Source organism: Bradyrhizobium sp. AT1 (assembly GCF_001590795.1).
In the GTDB taxonomy this organism is placed as follows: domain Bacteria; phylum Pseudomonadota; class Alphaproteobacteria; order Rhizobiales; family Xanthobacteraceae; genus Bradyrhizobium.
This window is the reverse complement of sequence record NZ_JXDL01000001.1, coordinates 1,747,135-1,765,245: the sequence shown is the minus strand read 5'-3', so window position 1 is coordinate 1,765,245 and position 18,111 is coordinate 1,747,135. Positions and strand designations below refer to the sequence as shown.

Annotated in this window: 20 protein-coding genes; 12 read left to right on the top strand and 8 right to left on the bottom strand. The window is 64.8% G+C overall.

What is annotated here, in order from left to right:
* Positions 1-4 precede the first annotated feature (4 nt).
* Genes SE92_RS08510 through SE92_RS08500 form a run of 3 tightly spaced genes read right to left on the bottom strand, consistent with a single transcriptional unit; the run spans position 5 to position 1,227 of the window.
* Complete coding sequence (locus SE92_RS08510) at positions 5-418, bottom strand: GFA family protein (RefSeq protein ID WP_063195296.1); 414 nt, start codon at positions 416-418, stop codon at positions 5-7.
* Positions 419-430: 12 nt separating this feature from the next.
* Positions 431-895 (bottom strand): SRPBCC family protein, encoded by a 465-nt coding sequence (locus SE92_RS08505; RefSeq protein WP_063195295.1) that lies wholly within the window; start codon positions 893-895, stop codon positions 431-433.
* A complete protein-coding gene (locus SE92_RS08500; protein ID WP_063195294.1) occupies positions 892-1,227 on the bottom strand; it encodes an ArsR/SmtB family transcription factor in 336 nt (111 codons plus the stop codon). Before SE92_RS08500 ends, SE92_RS08505 begins: the two co-directional genes overlap by 4 nt.
* Before the next feature lie 96 nt (positions 1,228-1,323).
* Here SE92_RS08500 and SE92_RS08495 point away from each other — a divergent pair, with 96 nt between their 5' ends.
* The 7 genes from SE92_RS08495 to SE92_RS08470 all read left to right on the top strand — a co-directional run bounded on the left by SE92_RS08495 (position 1,324) and on the right by SE92_RS08470 (position 7,683).
* Complete coding sequence (locus tag SE92_RS08495; RefSeq protein WP_157095212.1) at positions 1,324-2,010, top strand: TetR/AcrR family transcriptional regulator; 687 nt, start codon at positions 1,324-1,326, stop codon at positions 2,008-2,010.
* Entirely contained in the window at positions 2,007-2,795 is a 789-nt protein-coding gene (locus SE92_RS08490) for an HlyD family secretion protein (RefSeq protein WP_063195292.1), read from the top strand. The genes SE92_RS08495 and SE92_RS08490 overlap by 4 nt, the downstream gene beginning before the upstream one ends.
* Positions 2,792-3,724 (top strand): ABC transporter ATP-binding protein, encoded by a 933-nt coding sequence (locus SE92_RS08485; protein WP_063195291.1) that lies wholly within the window; start codon positions 2,792-2,794, stop codon positions 3,722-3,724. Before SE92_RS08490 ends, SE92_RS08485 begins: the two co-directional genes overlap by 4 nt.
* Positions 3,721-4,884 carry an ABC transporter permease gene (locus SE92_RS08480; protein WP_063195290.1) on the top strand — a complete coding sequence of 388 codons (1,164 nt, stop codon included), beginning with the start codon at positions 3,721-3,723 and terminating at the stop codon, positions 4,882-4,884. Before SE92_RS08485 ends, SE92_RS08480 begins: the two co-directional genes overlap by 4 nt.
* A gap of 29 nt (positions 4,885-4,913) precedes the next feature.
* Positions 4,914-6,221 carry an adenylate/guanylate cyclase domain-containing protein gene (locus SE92_RS08475; protein WP_063195289.1) on the top strand — a complete coding sequence of 436 codons (1,308 nt, stop codon included), beginning with the start codon at positions 4,914-4,916 and terminating at the stop codon, positions 6,219-6,221.
* Between the two features lie 142 nt (positions 6,222-6,363).
* Positions 6,364-6,579 carry a hypothetical protein gene (locus SE92_RS34860; RefSeq protein ID WP_084251773.1) on the top strand — a complete coding sequence of 72 codons (216 nt, stop codon included), beginning with the start codon at positions 6,364-6,366 and terminating at the stop codon, positions 6,577-6,579.
* Between the two features lie 189 nt (positions 6,580-6,768).
* Positions 6,769-7,683: a PhzF family phenazine biosynthesis protein gene (locus SE92_RS08470; protein ID WP_063195288.1), complete on the top strand. Its 915-nt coding sequence runs from the start codon at positions 6,769-6,771 to the stop codon at positions 7,681-7,683.
* 115 nt (positions 7,684-7,798) lie between these two features.
* On the opposite strand, the gene SE92_RS08465 is transcribed toward SE92_RS08470, so the two are convergent.
* Together SE92_RS08465 and SE92_RS08460 are read right to left on the bottom strand one after the other, a co-directional pair.
* Complete coding sequence (locus tag SE92_RS08465; protein ID WP_063195287.1) at positions 7,799-8,260, bottom strand: DUF488 domain-containing protein; 462 nt, start codon at positions 8,258-8,260, stop codon at positions 7,799-7,801.
* Between the two features lie 8 nt (positions 8,261-8,268).
* The gene (locus tag SE92_RS08460) at positions 8,269-9,090 is read right to left on the bottom strand and encodes a DUF72 domain-containing protein (RefSeq protein ID WP_063195286.1); all 822 of its coding nucleotides are present in this window, start codon (positions 9,088-9,090) and stop codon (positions 8,269-8,271) included.
* Positions 9,091-9,209: 119 nt separating this feature from the next.
* Here SE92_RS08460 and SE92_RS08455 point away from each other — a divergent pair, with 119 nt between their 5' ends.
* From SE92_RS08455 to SE92_RS08440, 4 genes are all read left to right on the top strand, one after another.
* Positions 9,210-9,590, top strand: coding sequence for a hypothetical protein (locus SE92_RS08455; protein ID WP_063195285.1), 381 nt, complete (start codon positions 9,210-9,212; stop codon positions 9,588-9,590).
* A gap of 116 nt (positions 9,591-9,706) precedes the next feature.
* On the top strand, positions 9,707-9,910 hold the full coding sequence (locus SE92_RS08450; RefSeq protein ID WP_063195284.1) for a hypothetical protein: 204 nt from the start codon (positions 9,707-9,709) through the stop codon (positions 9,908-9,910).
* A 305-nt stretch (positions 9,911-10,215) separates the two neighbouring features.
* A complete protein-coding gene (locus tag SE92_RS08445) occupies positions 10,216-11,349 on the top strand; it encodes a glycosyltransferase family 2 protein (protein WP_063195283.1) in 1,134 nt (377 codons plus the stop codon).
* Between the two features lie 7 nt (positions 11,350-11,356).
* Positions 11,357-12,859 (top strand): glycosyltransferase family 39 protein, encoded by a 1,503-nt coding sequence (locus SE92_RS08440; protein ID WP_063195282.1) that lies wholly within the window; start codon positions 11,357-11,359, stop codon positions 12,857-12,859.
* 188 nt (positions 12,860-13,047) lie between these two features.
* On the opposite strand, the gene SE92_RS08435 is transcribed toward SE92_RS08440, so the two are convergent.
* Both SE92_RS08435 and SE92_RS08430 read right to left on the bottom strand, forming a co-directional pair.
* The gene (locus tag SE92_RS08435; RefSeq protein ID WP_063195281.1) at positions 13,048-14,934 is read right to left on the bottom strand and encodes a CHASE2 domain-containing protein; all 1,887 of its coding nucleotides are present in this window, start codon (positions 14,932-14,934) and stop codon (positions 13,048-13,050) included.
* A gap of 60 nt (positions 14,935-14,994) precedes the next feature.
* Positions 14,995-15,519, bottom strand: coding sequence for a FecR domain-containing protein (locus SE92_RS08430; RefSeq protein WP_063195280.1), 525 nt, complete (start codon positions 15,517-15,519; stop codon positions 14,995-14,997).
* 601 nt (positions 15,520-16,120) lie between these two features.
* Between SE92_RS08430 and SE92_RS08425 the strand changes: the two genes are divergently transcribed.
* Positions 16,121-17,218, top strand: a complete 1,098-nt coding sequence (locus tag SE92_RS08425; RefSeq protein WP_063195279.1) for a DUF2778 domain-containing protein — start codon at positions 16,121-16,123, stop codon at positions 17,216-17,218.
* A gap of 61 nt (positions 17,219-17,279) precedes the next feature.
* On the opposite strand, the gene SE92_RS08420 is transcribed toward SE92_RS08425, so the two are convergent.
* Positions 17,280-18,101: an SDR family NAD(P)-dependent oxidoreductase gene (locus tag SE92_RS08420; RefSeq protein ID WP_063195278.1), complete on the bottom strand. Its 822-nt coding sequence runs from the start codon at positions 18,099-18,101 to the stop codon at positions 17,280-17,282.
* Positions 18,102-18,111: the final 10 nt, after the last annotated feature.

Here is an 18,111-nt window from a genome sequence, read left to right as displayed (position 1 = left end):
AGCTTCATCCAGGCGGCATGCAAGCGAACTTCGGGAGGCTGGGATCGAGTTGATCCCAGTCGTGCCCGCGTGCTGCATAGGTCACAACTTGCGGCTGGTAGCGCGCCGGTTCGTCGAGGCTCGCGGCGCGAATGGTGAAGATGTCGGGCATGGCCGCGAAGGTCATGTAAACCGCCACCCCGCACAGCGGGCAGAATCCACGCGTCTTCACATTGCCGCTGTCGCCGACCATGTCCCAACGCCCGGCCTCGCCAGTGACCGTGACACCGGCCCGCGCAAACGTCGCGTACGAGCCATGGCCGGTGCCGCTTTCGCGTTGGCAGTCCCGGCACTGGCAATGATTGCTGAACAGGGGCTCGCCGGCGATCGAATAACGGATCGCGCCGCAGGCGCAGCCGCCGGTATAGGGCTTGTCCATCGCGACGTGTCCTTACTTGTCTTCGCCGGAGATGGCATCGAGGCGCTGCAGCACCTTGACCCAGCCATCGCTCATATTGCGATAAGCCGTGTCGTTCGTCGGCGTCACAAAGCCGGAATGCACCACGCGCACGCGCGTGCCGGCTTCGACCGGCGTGAGGGACCAGGTGACGACGGTGTCGAGCGCCGAGCCGTAGCCGGTATTGCCTGCGTCGCCGCCCTTCCAGGCATAGGCAAAGCGCTGGTTGGGCACGACCTCCAGAACGCGGCAATGGATCGTGCCGTCCCACGCGCCGGCCGGATTGGTCTTGAACGTGAAGGTGTTGCCTTCGACGGCCTCGAAACCGGTAGGTGGCATCAGCCAGCGCGCGATCAACTGGGCGCTCGTCAGCGCCTTCCAGATCGTTGCGACGGCGTGAGGGAAGATCTCGTCGATGACGATGTCTTGAGTTTGGACTTTGGAAGCAACAGCACTCACGGATCGATCTCCTTCAAGAGGTCACGCAGGTTCTGGAAGCGCTCGCGCCAGAACACGCCGTAATGGTCCATCCAGGTGACCAGCGGCTCGAGCCCTTGCGGCGCGGCGCGGTAGTAGACGTTGCGGCCCTCGGCACGCTCGGCGACGAGGCCGGCCTGCTTCAGGGACTTCAAATGCTGCGAGATCGCGCCCTGGGTCACGCCGCTGCCGCGCGTCAGCTCGGCGACGGTGATCTCCTTGCTCTCGAAGACGCGCTCGAACACGGCGCGCCGGGTTGGGTCGGCGAGGGCGCGCATCACGGTGGTGACAGGGTTTGGTGCGGCTTCGATCATGCCGTCGAATTAGCATTCGCTAATGAATTAGTCAACGCTAATTCGTCTCGTGTCGTCCAGCTTGACTCTGACTGACTAGTCAGTCATAAATATCCCATGATAAAGAAGTCCACCAGGCACGCCAAACCGTCTGCAGAGAGCGGGGGAGACGCGTCTGCGCCCCTTGGCGAGGTGCCTGTGTCGAACCGCGCTGCGCGCGCTCTGGAGCGGCGGGCGGCGATCGTGGAGGCGGCGATGGAGGAGTTCATCGCCCGCGGTTTCGCCGCAACGCGCCTCGACGACATTGCCAAACGTGCCGGTGTCGCCAAGGGCACGATCTACCTGCACTTCAAGGACAAGGAATCGATGTTCGAGGAGTTGGTGCGCATCGTGATCGTGCCGGTGGTGGAGCGGCTGACCGCGCTGCCGCCGCCCACGGGGACCGTGCGCGAACTCGTCGAGACGTTCGCCGGCACCTTCCTGAAAGAGGTCATCAACACCAGACGCGGCGACCTGGTGCGGCTGATCGTGGCGGAGGGGCCGCGCTTTCCGGCCGTCGCCGACTTCTACTACCGTGAGGTCGTCTCGCGCGGGATCGCCGCCATGCGCGCCCTGATCGAGCTCGGCATCGCCCGCGGCGAGATCCAACAGAAGAACCTCGCGCGCTATCCGCAGATCCTGGTCGCGCCCGCGATGATCGCGGTGATCTGGCAGAGCCTGTTTGCGCGGCATGCGCCGCTCGACGCGCAGGAGATGCTGCGCGTCCATCTCGATTTGATTTTTGGTGAACGGAGGACGACATGAGGTCGTCGCAAGCAATTTTCAGCGTTGCCTTGACGATCCTGCTTGCAACCGGCCTTGCCGGCTGCAACGAGAAGCGAGATCCCGGCTTCCAGGGCTGGGTCGAGGCCGACATGATCTTTGTCAGCCCGGACGAAGCCGGACGGGTGACGAAGCTCAATGTCCGCGAAGGCGACGAGGTCAAGGTCGGCGATCACCTCTATTCCGTCGACGACGATCTCCAGCTTGCCGATCTCAACCAGAACAAGGCGACGCTCGCCAACGCCCAGCAGACCTATGATCGGGCGGCTTCGCTGAGCAAGACAGGCTCAGGCACACAGGCCAATCTCGATTCCGCGGTGTCATCCTTGCGCGTCGCGGAGGCGCGGGTGGCGACGTCGGAGACGCGGATGGCGCGTCGCAAGGGCTTTGCGCCCGTGGCCGGCACCATTCAGCAGATCTATTTCCGCGAGGGCGAGATGGTGGCGGCGCAACGGCCGGTGCTGTCGATCATGCCGCCCGGCAACATGAAGCTGCGCTTCTTCGTGCCGGAGACCGCACTGCCGAAGCTCGCGATCGGCGATACGGTGCGCATCTTCTGCGACAATTGCGCGGCCGACCTCACCGCGAAGATCTATTTCATCGCGACCTCGGCCGAATACACCCCGCCTGTCATCTACAGTCTCGATGAGCGCAACAAGCTGGTCTATCTCATCCAGGCGCGGCCCTCACGCCCCGACGCGCTGCGGGTCGGACAGCCCATCGACGTCTTTCTCAACCCAAAAACCCCGATGGCTGACAAGCGATGAACGGCGGCAACGGCATCGCGATCGACGTCAAGGGCCTGACCAAGTCGTTCGGGGGCCGCGAGGTCGTGCACGATTTGTCGATGCAGGTGAAGCGCGGGTCGATCTACGGCTTCCTCGGGCCCAACGGCTCCGGCAAGACCACGACCATCCGTATCCTCTGCGGACTGCTCACGCCCGACAGCGGCGAGGGCACCTGTCTCGGCTACGATATTCTGCGCGATGCCGAGAAGATCAAGCGCCAGGTCGGCTACATGACCCAGCGCTTCAGCCTGTACCAGGATCTGTCCGTCCGCGAGAACCTCGAATTCGTAGCGCGGCTCTATGGCCTAGTCGATGCACGAGGTGCCGCGCGCGAGATGATCAAGCGGATCGGCCTCTCCGGGCGCGAGGAGCAGCTTGCGGGTGAGCTGTCCGGCGGCTGGAAGCAGCGGCTGGCGCTCGGGGCCTGCACGCTGCCCAATCCGCAACTCCTGCTGCTCGACGAGCCCACCGCCGGCGTCGATCCCAAGGCGCGGCGCGACTTCTGGAACGAGATCCACGCGCTGGCCGCCGAGGGCCTCACCGTGCTGGTATCGACCCATTACATGGACGAGGCCGAGCGCTGTCATGAGATCGCCTATATCGCCTATGGCCATCTGCTTGCGCACGGCACGGTGGAGGAGGTGATCGCGAAATCGGCGCTGACGACCTACACGGTGACGGGCGAGGGCCTCAACGCACTCGCGGCCGAGCTTACCGGCAAGCCGGGAATTGACATGGTGGCGCCGTTCGGCACATCGCTGCACGTGTCGGGGCGCGAGGTTGCGGCACTGGAAGCCAGCATCGCGCCGTGGCGGGAAAGAAGCGACCTGCACTGGCACAAATCGTCGCCGTCGCTGGAGGATGTGTTCATCGAGCTGATGGGGCGCTCCAAGGACAATTTCCAATGAGCGCTGTGGATCATCCCGCACCACGCCATGAAACCCGCGAGCGCTTCGGCTTCCTGCGGCGCTCCTATGCGATGCTGATCAAGGAGTTCATTCAGCTCAAGCGCGATCGGGTGTCGTTCGCGATGATCGTGATGCTGCCGGTGATGCAACTCATGCTGTTCGGCTATGCCATCAACACCACGCCTCACCATCTGCCGAGCGCGGTGCTGCTGCAGGAGGACTCAGATCTCGCCCGCTCGATCTTGAAGGCACTGGAGAACACGGCCTATTTCCGCTTTCTTTATGAAGTGCACGACGTCGACGATTTCGACAATCTCCTGAAATCCGGCAAGGTGCTGTTCGGCGTCGAGATCCCGCGCGGATTCGAGCGCGCGGTGCGGCGCGGCGACAGGCCGGCGCTGCTGGTGGCGGCCGACGCCACCGATCCCGTGGCGGCGAGCGCGGCGATCGGCTCCCTCGGCATGGTGGTGCAGACCGCGCTCAAGCACGATCTCTATATCGGCGATCCCCCGGAGATGCCGTTCGAGATCCGCGCGCATGCCCGCTACAATCCGGCAGCTAGCTCCAGCCTCAACATCGTGCCGGGTCTCGTCGGCACCATCCTCACCATGACCATGCTGATCTTCACCGCGCTGTCGGTGACGCGCGAGGTCGAGCGCGGCACCATGGAGAGCCTGTTGTCGATGCCGATCAAGCCGGTCGAGGTGATGTTCGGCAAGATCGTGCCTTACGTGCTGGTCGGCTTCGTCCAGGCCTTCCTCATCATCGGCATCGGCGTCGGCCTGTTCGGCGTCCCCGTGCTCGGCAATCTGTTCCTGCTGGCGCTGCTGTCGACATTGTTCATCACCACCAATCTATCGATCGGCTACACGATCTCGACCGTGGTGCAGAACCAGCTCCAGGCCATGCAGATGTCGATGATGTTCTTCCTGCCCAGCATCCTGCTGTCCGGCTTCATGTTCCCGTTCGCGGGAATGCCGACCTGGGCGCAATATGTCGGTGAATGCCTGCCGCTGACGCACTATCTGCGGATCGTCCGCGCCATCATGCTCAAGGGCGCGACCATGCAGAACCTCCGCTTCGACACGCTGGCGCTGGCGGCCCTGATGTTGCTCGCCATGACCATCGCCGTAACGCGCTTCCGCCGCACGCTGGATTGAGGCACAATGCTTCCGGAATCGAGGGGCAAATGGTCAGGTTTGCGAGCAGGAAGACGCGGCACCAAGCCGTGCTGTCGGAGGATTTCGAGCGCGAGCTGACGCGGGAGGTGTTGCGCACCGAGCTGTTGCGGGTGCGGGCACTGATCCTGACGGGCTGCATCATGATGCTGTTGCTCACCTCGATCTATTTGATCGACCCCGGCGTGGTGAACCGGGTGTGGCGCGGAACGGACGGGATCATCGCGGTCTATGCTCTGCTCGCCGGCTTCATTCTGTTCGAGGTCTGGGTCCACACCCAGATCAGAAAGAACCTGCGGCTCGATCGCGATGTGCCGGTGATCCGGCGCTATATCGGCACGCTGATCGAGACGTCGCTGCCGACCGTGATCCTGATCCTGCAAACCCGCACCATGGGCGCAAGCCAGGCGCTCGGTTTCGCCGTGCCGCTGATGTATTTCATCTTCGTTATCCTCTCGACCCTGCGGCTCGATTTCTGGCTCTCCGCATTCACCGGTTTCGTGGCTGCAGCCGGGCTTCTGTCCGTCGCGCTGTACTACAATTCGGCGGATGAGGCTGGCGATCCCCTGATCTATTTCCACGCCGTGCGCAGCGTCGTCATCCTGATCTGTGGCGTGCTGGCAGGCGCCGTCGGTGCGCAACTGCGGCGACAATTCGCTGCGAGCATTGCGGCAGCGACCGCGCGCGACCGGGTGACGAACCTGTTCGGCCAGCACGTCTCTCCGCAGGTGGTGGAGCGGCTGATGGCGGCGGGAACCAGCGCGGGCGGTGACGTCCGCCGCGTCGCGGTGATGTTCGTCGATTTCCGAGGCTTCACCGCCGGTGCGCAGTCGCGCACGCCACAGGAGGTGGTCGACCGGCTCGACGGCGCCTTCGCAGTGCTGGTCGACGTCCTCGACCGCCACGGCGGCATCGTCAACAAGTTTCTCGGCGATGGTTTCCTCGCCCTGTTCGGCGCGCCGCTGGAGGCCTCCGACGCCGCGCAGCGTGCGGTCGCCGCAGGCCGGGAGATGTTGAATGCGATGGATCGCATCAATGCGCAGACGAGCTGGCCGCTGCGCATCGGCATCGGCATTCATTTCGGCGAGGTCGTCGCCGGCAATATCGGCTCGCCCCGGCGCAAGGAATACACTGTGATCGGCGACACTGTGAACTTCGCCTCGCGGCTCGAAGCGCTGAACAAGGAGTTCGGCTCGCAGCTGCTGATCTCCGCGACGGTGCGCGAGGCGTTGGGCGACGATGGCAGTGATGCCGTCGCGCTCGGCGAGGTCGAGGTGCGCGGTTATGACCGGCCGGTGGCAGTGTTTCAACTGGGCTAGTGCCTTCACACGTGAGTCGCGTTTCGTTGAAGCGGATCGCGCTTCGGTGAAAGCCCGTGATGAAATATCAGGGGTAGCTTTTGCGTATTGCATTGTGGACGCCGAGACGTCTCGGCTTCCACTTGTAATACGGAGAAAGCCAATGACTCGATTGACCCTTGTTGCGGCCGCCATGATCGCCGCAGCTGCCACCCAGACTCAGGCCGCATCGTTGCGCCACGCTGCCTCGCCGCGCGCTGCCGTCACTCAGGCGGTGACCGACTCCTGCGTCAGGGCCCCGGCGGAGGGTGCCTATGCCTCCGCGCCCTACACGCAGCCGCCGTGTCTGCCGAGCACGGGCGCATCATATGGCTACTGACGATTACACAGTGCCGGGCCGGTGAAAGCTTGCCGGCCCGGCGTTGCGTCTCTGCAGCGTCATCTTCCGACGCGTCATTGCGATTGCTCCGATTGCTCCGAATTTTGGGGCATGACGCGCGATGTCGCCGGCTTGTAGACTGCCGGCGATGCGGCCGGTTGCGGCCGCCTTTTGCATGGGGAAGTGACGATGCAGCGCCGCTACATCACCGTTGACGTGTTCACCGATCGCGCCTTCGGCGGCAACCAGCTCGCCGTGGTGCTCGACGCCGGTGGGCTCACGACGGCGCAGATGCAGGCGATCGCCACCGAGTTCAACTATTCCGAGACCACCTTCGTGCTGCCGCCGCGCGACAAGGCCAATGATGCAGAGGTGCGCATCTTTACCCCGGTGAGGGAGATGCCGTTCGCAGGCCATCCCAATATCGGCACCTCCTTCGTGCTGGCGAGTCTTGCGAAGGAGCCGAAGCCGCGCCTGCTGTTCGAGGAGTTAGCGGGCATCGTGCCGGTCGAGATTTTTCGCGAGCAGGGCAGGGTCATCAGCACCGAGCTCACTGCCCCGCAGCCGCTGTCGCGGCTGGCGGAGGTTTCCGCCGCTGACGTTGCAGCCTGCATCTCGTTGAGCGCTGAAGACATCCGGACTGATCACCATGCGCCGCAAGTCGTCGGCGTCGGAACACCGTTCCTGGTGGCGGAGGTACATTCGCGCGATGCCCTCAAACGAGCGAGGCCAGATGCGGCCGCGTTCGGCAGGGTCTTGCCGCGCGATGACGCCCGCTCGGTGTGGTTCTATACGCGCGACGTGGCTGTATCGGAGGCGCCTTCCGAACGCCAGGCGCGAATGTTCATGCGCGGCGCCGGCGGCCTTGCCGAAGATCCCGCAACCGGTAGCGCGACGGTGGCCGCCGCTGCGCTGTTTGCCGACCTCGACCCCACGCGAGACGGCGAGCTCAAGCTCACCGTCGGCCAGGGCTTTGACATGGGCCGGCCGAGCATCCTGTTGACGCGCGTCCTCAAGCGGGACGGCAAGATCGTCTCCGCTCATGTCGGCGGCAGCTGCGTGAAGATGATGGAAGGGACGTTTCGGCTGGGGGGAGAGGGATAGCCGTCATTCCGGGGCGCGCGTAGCGCAAGCCCGGAATCCATTCATCCACCAACTCTGCCGCGCAATGGATTCCGGGCTCGCGACTTCGTCGCGCCCCGGAATGACGAGAATGTGGCTACACCTGCCGCCCCGCCAAATTCTTCACCGTCACCCCATCGCGCTCCTCGATGATCTCTGCGATCATCTGGCGGTGGCAATGGGTGTGGTCGCGCTCGTAGCAGAGCAGGCACACGGGTCCGGCCTTCTTCACCAGTGCCGAGAGCTCGTCCATCGCTTCCCTGGCCTCGGGCGCCTTCAGGTGCTTCGAGAAGATCTTCTCGAGCACGTCGTACTGTCCGCTGCGCGCGGCGAGGCGGCCTTCCTTCGGCGTGCCGAGGGCGGCGAGGTGGACATAGGCGATGCCGCGTTCGTCGAGCCCGGCCGACAACTGCTTCTTGGAAAAGCCCGGACGACGCGACGACGTCACCGCGCGCACGTCGACCACGAGCTTGACGCCGGACTGTTCCAGCTCGTCGAGCACCGCCTTGGGCGGCGTCTGCTCATAGCCGATGGTGAACAGCTTTTTCGCCTTTGCCATAGATCACCTCAACTCACCCGCGCGATCAGTTCCATGGCGCCGGCCGGTGCGCGCACCTTGCCCTCGTGGATGACATAGGCGAACACGTCGCGTGGCTCTTTCTTCGGCTTGGCCTTGTCAACTTTCGGCAGGTCGTCCGGTTCGCCGCCCGACGCCCAGGCCTGAAAGCGCTCGGCCCAGGCATCGAGCTGCTTCGGCGGGTAGCAGGTCTTGATCTCGTCATTGCCCTTCTGCAAGCGCGCATAGACGAAATCGCCAGCGACGTCGGCAATGGCCGGATATTTGCCGTGTTCGGCGAACACCACGGGCGTCTCGAATTCGCGGATCAACGCCACGAAGTCCGGCGTGCAGAAGCTGTCGTGGCGGACTTCGACGACATGGCGGAGTGCGCGTCCCTCGAGCTTGCGCGGCAGCAGCTCGAGGAACTTGCCGAAATCGGCGCCGTCGAACTTTTTCGTCGGCGCGAACTGCCAGAGTACCGGTCCGAGATGGTCGCCGAGTTCCAGCACGCCTGAATCATAGAATCGCTTGATGGAATCGCCGGCCTCGGCGAGCACGCGGCGGTTGGTGGCGAAGCGCGGTCCTTTCACCGAGAACACAAAGCCGTCGGGCACCTCGCTCGCCCATTTGCGAAAGCTCTCCGGCTTCTGCGAGCCGTAATAGGTGCCGTTGATCTCGATCGAGGTCAGCTTCGAGGCTGCGTAGGACAGCTCCTTCGCCTGAGTCAGCTTCTCCGGATAGAACACGCCGCGCCAGGGCTCGAAGGTCCAGCCGCCGATGCCGATGAAGATGTTGCCTGATTTTTTGGACGCGGTTTTTGCTTTGGCCACGGGAGGATCTCACATCGACGGGGGAGGGGAGACGTCATCCTAGTCAAACGAGATGTGATTGGCCAGTTCTCGCCGCCCGTCTAAGCTTGGCACCGCGATCTGCGACAAGGGAGAACAAGATGCGGATGCGAATGCTGGGAGCGGCGCTCGTCATGATGACATCTGCTGCCATGATGTCCTCAGTCATGGCGGATGACGATGATGCCAAGGGCGCGCAGAAGCTCGCACAGCAGGGCCGCGACGATTACTGGCATTGTCTGGCGCGGGAATATTCGCGCGACAGCAATCAGGGAATGACGGAACGGGATTTCGGCCGCTCGGTCGCGAGCGCCTGTCCGTCGGAGCGGCAATATTACCGGGTGGCGCTGCTCGACTATCTCACCACGCAATACCCTGAGATCGATGCCGGCGCCCATCTCGCGACTGCGAACAGGGCAGTGGAGTCCGCGCAGAAGGACATCGTGACGGCCTTCGTCAAGCACAGGCCGCCGTCGAAATAGCGAGTGGGCAGGAGCGGCCGACTTTCGCCACTCGCGATTCGCAACTCACCCCAGGCCCTTCCGGCTCCGCGCGCATCCGTGGTATCACGGGCCGCATCTGGAGAAGGGATGGTTTCATGTCGTCTGAGTCGATGGGGGGCATTTTGGGCGCGATCGTCGCCGCGATCGTGCTTGCGATGGCCGTCGTGTTCGGGCCGATCGGTCAGTACGGCAAGCCGCCCAGACCGGCGAAGGTCGAGCCGGCCCCTTCTGCCGCCCCCGCAGCCCCCGTCGCGCCGGCGCCGCGCGGCCCGATCATCCGGGAAGTGCCCAACCAATAGGGCAGAAAATCGTGGTTTTCGCCCCTTGCGAACCAATCCCATCGTTCCTATCTAGTCTCTAACGGCGACGTTGAGCTAAAACTCCGGCGCTGGGACGACCTTGGAATAGCTTAAGGCTCGCGCCGGATGTACGCGCGGCCCGCCGTTCCGGGGTCGTTGGCATTTTAGGGCCCCTTTTGCGGCATTTCCCACAGATCCTCCGGCCCGGCAGCGCAAGAACTTGGCAGCGCAAAAGCTTGGCAGCGCAAAAGCTTGGCAGCGCAAAAGCTTGGCAGCGTAAGACGCGGCGGATATACGCTGCCGTCATGAATGAAGCGATCAGACCGGGCTCCGACCATCCACCGCAGGCTCAAGAGGGCCCGGAACTGTCGGTTATCGTCCCGACCTTCAACGAGCGCGACAATGTCACGGTGCTGTACCGGCGGCTGGAGGCGACCCTCGCCAACGTCGCCTGGGAGGTCGTGTTCGTCGACGACAATTCGCCGGACGGTACCTGGGACGTCGTGCGCGCACTCGCGCAGCAGGATAGCCGCGTGCGCTGTGTCCGCCGCATCGGCCGCCGCGGCCTGTCGGGCGCGTGTATCGAGGGCATCCTGGCGTCCAGCGCGCCTTATGCGGCGGTGATCGACGCCGACCTCCAGCACGACGAGACGCAACTGCCGAAGATGCTGCTCTTGCTCGCGAGCGATCAGGCCGACCTCGTGGTCGGCAGTCGCTACATCGAGGGCTACAAGAGCGAAGGCTTCAACAAGCAGCGCGCGGGCGCCAGCGCGCTGGCCACCGAGTTCGCCAGGAAGATGCTGCGGGTCGAGATCGCCGATCCCATGAGCGGTTTCTTCATGATCCGGCGCGATCGTTTCGAGCAGCTCGCGCCGAAGCTTTCCGTGCACGGCTTCAAGATCCTGCTCGACGTCGTCGCGACCGCGCACGGCTCCTTGCGGGCGGTCGAGATTCCCTACACTTTCGGCGCCCGCCAGCACGGCGAGAGCAAGCTCGATTCTATGGTCGCGCTCGACTTCCTCGGTCTGGTCCTCGCCAAGCTGAGCAACGACATCGTCTCGCTGCGCTTCATCCTGTTCGCGATGGTCGGCGGCATCGGCCTCGTGGTGCACCTCACCACGCTGTTCATCGGACTTCAGCTGTTCAAGGCACCGTTCGCGGAGGCGCAGGCCGCCGGCGCCATCGTCGCCATGACCAGCAATTTCATCCTCAACAACTTCCTCACCTATCGTGACCAGCGGCTGAAAGGCTTTGCGCTGCTGCGCGGCCTGATCGCCTTCTACATCGTGTGCAGCGTCGGTCTGCTCGCCAATGTCGGCGTCGCCTTCTCGGTGTACGACCAGGAGCCGATCTGGTGGCTGGCCGGCATGGCCGGAGCGCTGATGGGCGTGGTGTGGAACTACGCGATGTCAGGCCTGTTCGTCTGGCGCAAGAAATAGCCGCACGATGGGCGGAGCTGATGCGCGGATCGTCCGCAACACCGCGCTGCTGATTCTGGCGTTGGTGGCCATGCGGCTCGTTGCGGCCGCGGTCACGCCGATCACCTTCGACGAAGCCTATTACTGGATGTGGTCGAAGAATCTGGCGGGCGGCTACTACGACCACCCGCCGATGGTCGCCTATGTGATCCGCGCCGGCACCATGATTGCCGGCGATACCGAGCTCGGCGTCCGGCTCGTTTCGATCCTGCTGGCGCTGCCGATGAGCTATGCGGTCTATCGCTCCGCTGCGATCCTGTTCGGCGGCGCGCGCGTGGCGGCGACCAGCGCCATCCTGCTCAACGTCACCATGATGGCGTCCGTCGGCACGCTGATCGTGACGCCGGACGCACCGCTCCTGGTCGCATCCAGCTTCGTGCTGTTCTTTCTCGCAAAAGTGCTGGAGACCGGCCGCGGCATCTGGTGGCTCGCGGTCGGCGCGGCCGTCGGCGCGGCGCTGTTGTCGAAATACACGACCATGTTCTTTGGCGCGGGCATCCTGATCTGGCTTGCGGCCGTGCCGAAGCTCAGGCGCTGGTTTCTGTCGCCCTGGCCCTATCTCGGCGGTCTCGTTGCCCTCTCGCTGTTCTCGCCGGTGATCCTTTGGAATGCGGACCACCAATGGGTCTCGTTCACAAAGCAGCTTGGGCGCGCGAAGATCGAGGACTTCCGCCCCGTCTTCATCGCCGAGCTGATCCCGACCCAGATCGCGTTCGCGACCCCACTGGTGTTCATCCTCGGCGCGATGGGCCTGCATGCGCTGACCTGGCGCAGGGCAGGCGCGCTGGCCTCGCGGGTGCTGATCGAGACGATGTTCTGGACCATCGTCGCCTATTTCGTCTGGCATTCGCTGCATGCCCGCGTCGAGGCCAACTGGTTTGCGCCGGTCTATCCGCCCTTCGTCGTCGCAGCTGCGGCCGCCGCCAATCTCGTCCAATGGAAGCCGCGCCAGCGCCGTCTGGTGGATTTTTGTCTGCGCTGGGCCGCCCCTGTCGGCATCGTGATGTTTGCAGCGCTCATCGTGCAGGCCAACACCGGCTGGCTCTCCGGATACCGCCGCGATGCCACCGTGCGCAGCGTCGGCGTCGGCTGGCGCGAGCTTGCCGCGGGCATCGAAGCGGAGCGCGCACGGCATGGCGCGACCTGCGTGCTCGCGCAGGACTACGGGACCACGGGCTGGCTCGCCTTCTACCTGCCGCGCGGCACCTGCGTAGTGCAGCAGAACCAGCGCATCCGCTGGGTCAACATGGGCGAGCCGGATCCAAAGCTGCTGGCGGGCAAGCTGCTCTCTGTCGACGAGCTGCGCCCCGAGGGTCATCCAGTTCTCAACGATCTCTTTGCGAAGGTCACGCAGGTCGCGCAATTGCAGCGCAAGCGCGGGCCACTCGTGGTCGAGACCTACGGCATCGATCTGCTCGAAGGCGCCAAGGGTGACGTGCTGGACCGTTCGCCGCCGCCGGAGGCGAGGTAGAACTCATTCTCTTTGCTGTCGTCCCTGCGAACGCAGGGACCCATACCGCGTGATCTATTGATGGACGGCGGTGTCCGTACCGCGCGAAGGCATGCTCACGACGAGTCTCGCCAAAAATCTCCCTGGGGGTATGGGTCCCTGCGTTCGCAGGGACGGACAGCGGAGTGTTGGGCCGCTAGCAACGATGATCAGTCGATCATCTCGGCCTTTGCAGCGTCCTGGTCCGGTCCGCCCCGATCCCGCCAGAACCATACCGTCACGACGCCTGAACGGCCTCGGACCTGGGCGAGGAGGGGGCCCGACAGGATGCCGTCGGGAGCCCCGTGGAAGTCGGCCGCATCGAGCAGCGTATCGCTCAGCGCGAGCCGGGCGCCGTTCTGAACGGCGACTTCCATCAGCCGGCTCGCGACGTTGACCGTGTCCCCCGTCGCCGTGATGTGCTGGTGAGTTTCGCCGAGGCGGGAGGCGACGATCTCGCCGAAATGCGCGCCGATCTTGAATCCGAGCCGGTCCCCGATGGCCGGCGGCAACGAGGCGATCCAGCGTTCGACGCCGCGATGCAGGTCGGTCGCACATTTCACCGCGCGCGCCGCATCATCGGGCATCGCGCGCGGCAGTCCGAACAGGATCATGGCGCCGTCGCCGAGAAAGCCGGTAATCGTGCCACCGCAATCGACCGCGGTCTTGTCGATCAGCGCGTGAAATTCCTTCAGGATTTCCTGGATGGCATCCGGATCGGTCCGTTCGCTGAGGGCCGTGAAGCCGGACAGATCGATGAAGACGACGGCCGCGTTTTGCCGGACGGGTTTTGACAGAAAATCCGGATCGCGCGCCAACCATTCCTGCACCGCTGGCGCCTGGAACCGGGCGAGCGACCGGCTCTTGGCCGCGAGATATTGCGTGCGGCGGCCTCCGGCCCACAATTGGAAACCGGCGAAGATCGCCAGCGGGGGCACTGCGGCGACAAGCGTGGTTGCCGCATTCAGCCAGACGCCCTGCGTGAACGCGAACGTATTGAGCCCGGCCCAGGCGATCATCACTGCGGCCGCCGCCATGATGCCGAGTGTGCTGCGCCGCCAAGCCAGCAAGCCGACCAGCAACATCGGCAGCAGGATCGCAGCAAGCGCGTCGGCGATACGAACCCTGCGGTCGCGCACGACGCCGTCGCCGGCAACCAGATGTGTGATCGCGGTCGAGACCACCTCGACGCCGGGCATCAGGGAATCGAACGGTGTGGGGTAGAAGTCGCCGCCGCCGGCGACCGAGGCGCCGATCACGACGATCCGGTTCTCGATCGCCGCGCGATTGAGCGTGCCGTCGAAGATGCTCTGCGCGCTGACGGTGCGGATGGTACGCCTTGGACCGTAATAGGTGATCGGCAGCGCGAAATCGGCGTCGGTCGGCACCGCGCGATCGCCGAGCATGAGATGATCCGGCGCGATCGTCAGCGGCTGGTCGAGCGCGCGGCTGGCGACGCGCAAGGGGAATGACAGCTCGACCTTGTCGTGCGTCCGGAACAGCATCGGCACCGAGAGCGGCGAGCCCGACTGTCCGGTCGCGACATTGACGACGCCGACCTCGGCGTGGTCGGCGAACGCCGGCAGCGGCAGCAGGAAGCGTTCGGCCTGCGGCAGCACCGCGAGGGGGCCTTGGCTGCTGGCCTCGACGGTCTCGCTGGCGCTGGGAAAGATCGCCGCGGCGGCGAGCACCATCGGTCCGGTGGCGAGCGTGTTGGCGAGCGTCGCGTCGCCGATCGCGGCGCTGCGGTCGACCAGCAGGAGGTCGATCGCAACGACCTTCGGCTTGAACGACACGATGGTGTCGACGACGCGGGCGAGATCGGCGCGCGGCAGCGGATAGCTGCCGCCGCGCTTGACCACGGTGTCGTCGATCGCAACGATCGTGACGAGATCGGGCGGACGCTGCACGCCGCGAACCTGGGTCCGCCAGTCGGTCAGCGTGGCCTCGAGGCGGTCGAGAAAGCGCAGATGGCCGCCTGCGTGCGCGGCATAGATGCCCGCGCCCCACAGCGCGGTGAGGGTGAGGGCTATCAGGATCCGAACGCGTCTCGTCACTACGTGCTGCAATCTTCTTTGTTCTAAGTTCTATTGACCCAAGTTCTACTGAACCAAGTCCTATTGACCGAGCCTTGCCATCAGCGCATCGACGCGCGGCTGACCCCATGTCTTGACGGTCAACGGGCCGGTCGCTTCCACGTCGACGCCTTCGCCGGGGCCGAGAACGACGCCGCGCCCGCGCGACCTGCGGCTGACGCCGACACGGCCGTCAGCGACGAAGACGGAGGTCTTGGCCTCGGCGACATCGACAGCCCATCTGGTGCCGCGCACCGCGGCGATCGCCTGCGGCGTCAACACCTTGAAGGGATTGCCGCCCGGCTTTTTGGGCACCTCGACCAGCAGCGCTTTGCTGCTCAATTCGACGGAGTCTATATGTCCGTCGCGGTTGGCGTCCTTTAGTTCAAATCGGGCGCCGTTTTCCGCGACGATGGTGATGCCGTTGTCGCAGCGCCAGATTTGCGTTCCTGCCGCGGCTGGCGATGCCGTGCAGCCCGCATTGGCGGCAGGCTGTGCGACGGCACAGCCGATCAACAGAAACGACGACGCCAGAGCCAAGCATCCAGCGCGCGCGAACCTTCTCATGCCAGCCTCCGTTTGCGTGCCCGGCACAGTTCAAGGCGATGTTGATACGGTACCGTATCACACGCAGAGGCTGCTGAAAAGTGCCGCTCCCGCACCTATTCCCTCTCTGCGGCATCTTCCAGTCCGGCGCGATCAACTTTCGCTCACGCTGACGTGGCGCGCTGCGGGCGGGCACCAGCCTCGCACAATGCTTCCCCGGTATCGTGCGGGCATTGAAGACCACGAAAAGGACTTGGTTGGCGGGTCCAAGGAAGGCGGCCGGCGACGTCCTCTGAAGGCACTGACCCGGCCGAGAATTATAGTTAACAGACGCGCCTAAGTCCGTAGTTCTGCGGGCTTTTTTCTCAGAATGAGACAGCGTTAACGAGCTGCCCTACATCCGCCCGAACTTAATCCGCATTTAACTAAAAGTCGCCTTAATGACGCTCCGACCCTCTGCGAGATGCTGTTCCCGGATCGTGACCAGCGGCACTTTGAAGGGGGACTGAGTGACACCGTCCTGGACGCAAGGCGAATGAGTAAGAGTATCGCTGCGCATAGTAACGCGGCACGGAAGTCCAAGAATCCTGGCAAGAGTTCTCCTCGGAAGCCTTCCCGGAAAATGACCACGACCAATTGGCTTGGCGCCGCGGCGATCGGCTGCGTCGTGATGGGCGCCGGCTGGACCATCTACAGCAACGTCTTCGGCGCCAGCGTCTATCCGAGCGTCGGCAGCACCGGCTACGACGAGCCGGTGATCAAGCGTGCGCCCAAGGTCGCGCTGCGCGAGGCCGGCGACGCCATCAAGGAAGCTTTTGCGCTCCTGCCCGACCGGCTGCAGGTGGCCGCGCCGATCTCGCGCGAGATGTTCAACGAACGCTTTGCCGCGGCTGCGACCCAGGGCGTGGCCTCGAACGCGGGCAGCGCCGCGCCCGCAACCCAGGTTGCGGTAGCTAAAGACCCGCCGAAGCAGAGCGTAATCGCGAAGGTCGCGGAAGCGCTGAAGCCGGCGGCCAAGACTGCTGACAAGTCCTCTGACAAGCCGACCGACAAGGCTGCGGACAAGGCCAAGCGCGCTCCGGATGCCCAGATCCAGCTCGCCTCGGCCGATCCGGCTCAGATCGTGCCGGCCCCCGAAGCCAAGAAGTCGTTCGCGGACCGCGCCAAGGCCGCGGTGATGTCGATCACCGGGCCGCGCCAGTCGATGGTGGAGAAGCTTTGGGGCAAGCGTGAGCCGTCAGGCGGGCTCTTGGCCTACGCCTCGGCCGATGCCAACATCACCGCCTCCATCGCGCCGAAGGAGCAGAATCCGATGTTCGGCGGCGCGCCGCCTTATGAGCGCGATACCGCGGTCTACGACATCACCGCCAAGACGGTCTATCTGCCCGACGGCACCAAGCTCGAGGCACATTCCGGCCTCGGCTCCAATCTCGACGATCCGCGCTCCCAGCGCACCCGCATGCGCGGCGTGACACCGCCGCACATCTACACGCTGAAGCCGCGCGAGGCGCTGTTCCATGGCGTGCCCGCGCTGCGTCTGACCCCGATCGGCGGCGAGAGCGCGATCTACGGCCGCGACGGCCTGCTCGCCCACACCTTCATGCTCGGACCGAACGGCGATTCCAACGGCTGCGTGTCGTTCAAGGACTATTACGCGTTCCTCGACGCCTACCGCAACAAGGGCATCCGCAAGCTCGCGGTGCTGGCGCGGGTCGAGTAAGCTCAATCAATCGAGACGACGCAAAAGGGCCGCTCGCAGCGGCCCTTTTTCTTCTTGTGCGTCAGCCCGGCCAGCATTGTCCGCCGCCGTCGATCCGCAGCACCTGGCCGGAGACGAAGGCGCCCATGGGACCTGCGAAGAACTCGACGACGCGCGCGACCTCATCGACGGCGGCGATGCGGTCGAGCGTGCCAGTCTCGACCATCCTGTCGGGATCGACCGCGCGCGTGCCGAGGAAGCGGCCGGTGCGGGTGTCGCCGGGCGCGATGCAGTTGACGGCGATGTCGTAGGGGCGCAACTGGTCGGCGAGGCATCGCGTGTAATGCGTCACGCCGGCCTTCGACACCGCATAGATCGAGCCCTGGGTGCGTCCCTTGAAAGCGGCGACCGAGCCGAGCGTGACGATGCGGCCGCGCCGCCGCTCCATCATGCCCTTGGCGACCGCCTGGCAAGTCAGGATGGTCGAGAGCAGATTGCGCTCCAGCACCGCGCGCACATCGGCCTCCTTGATGTGGACTGCGTCGTTCGGATCGGGTTTGCCGCCCGCGGCCGCGATGTCACCGCCGGCATTGTGCACGAGGATGTCGATCGGGCCCAGCGCGGCTTCCGTCTCGGCAATCACGCGCGCGATGTCCTCGCCCTTGGTGAGATCGCCGAGCACGCGCTGGCTGCGGACGCCGAATTGCCGGCCGATCTCCTCGGCGACCGCAGTCAGCGTGGTGCCCTCGCCATATTCCGCCGGCCCGTTCTCGCGCATGCCGTGAATGCCGACGTCGGCGCCGAGGGCGGCGAGCTTCTCCGCGAAGGCGCGGCCGAGCCCGCGCCCGGCGCCGGTCACCAGCGCCACTTGTCCTGCCAATACCTTCCCGTCATGTGCTGCCATGATCTTCTCC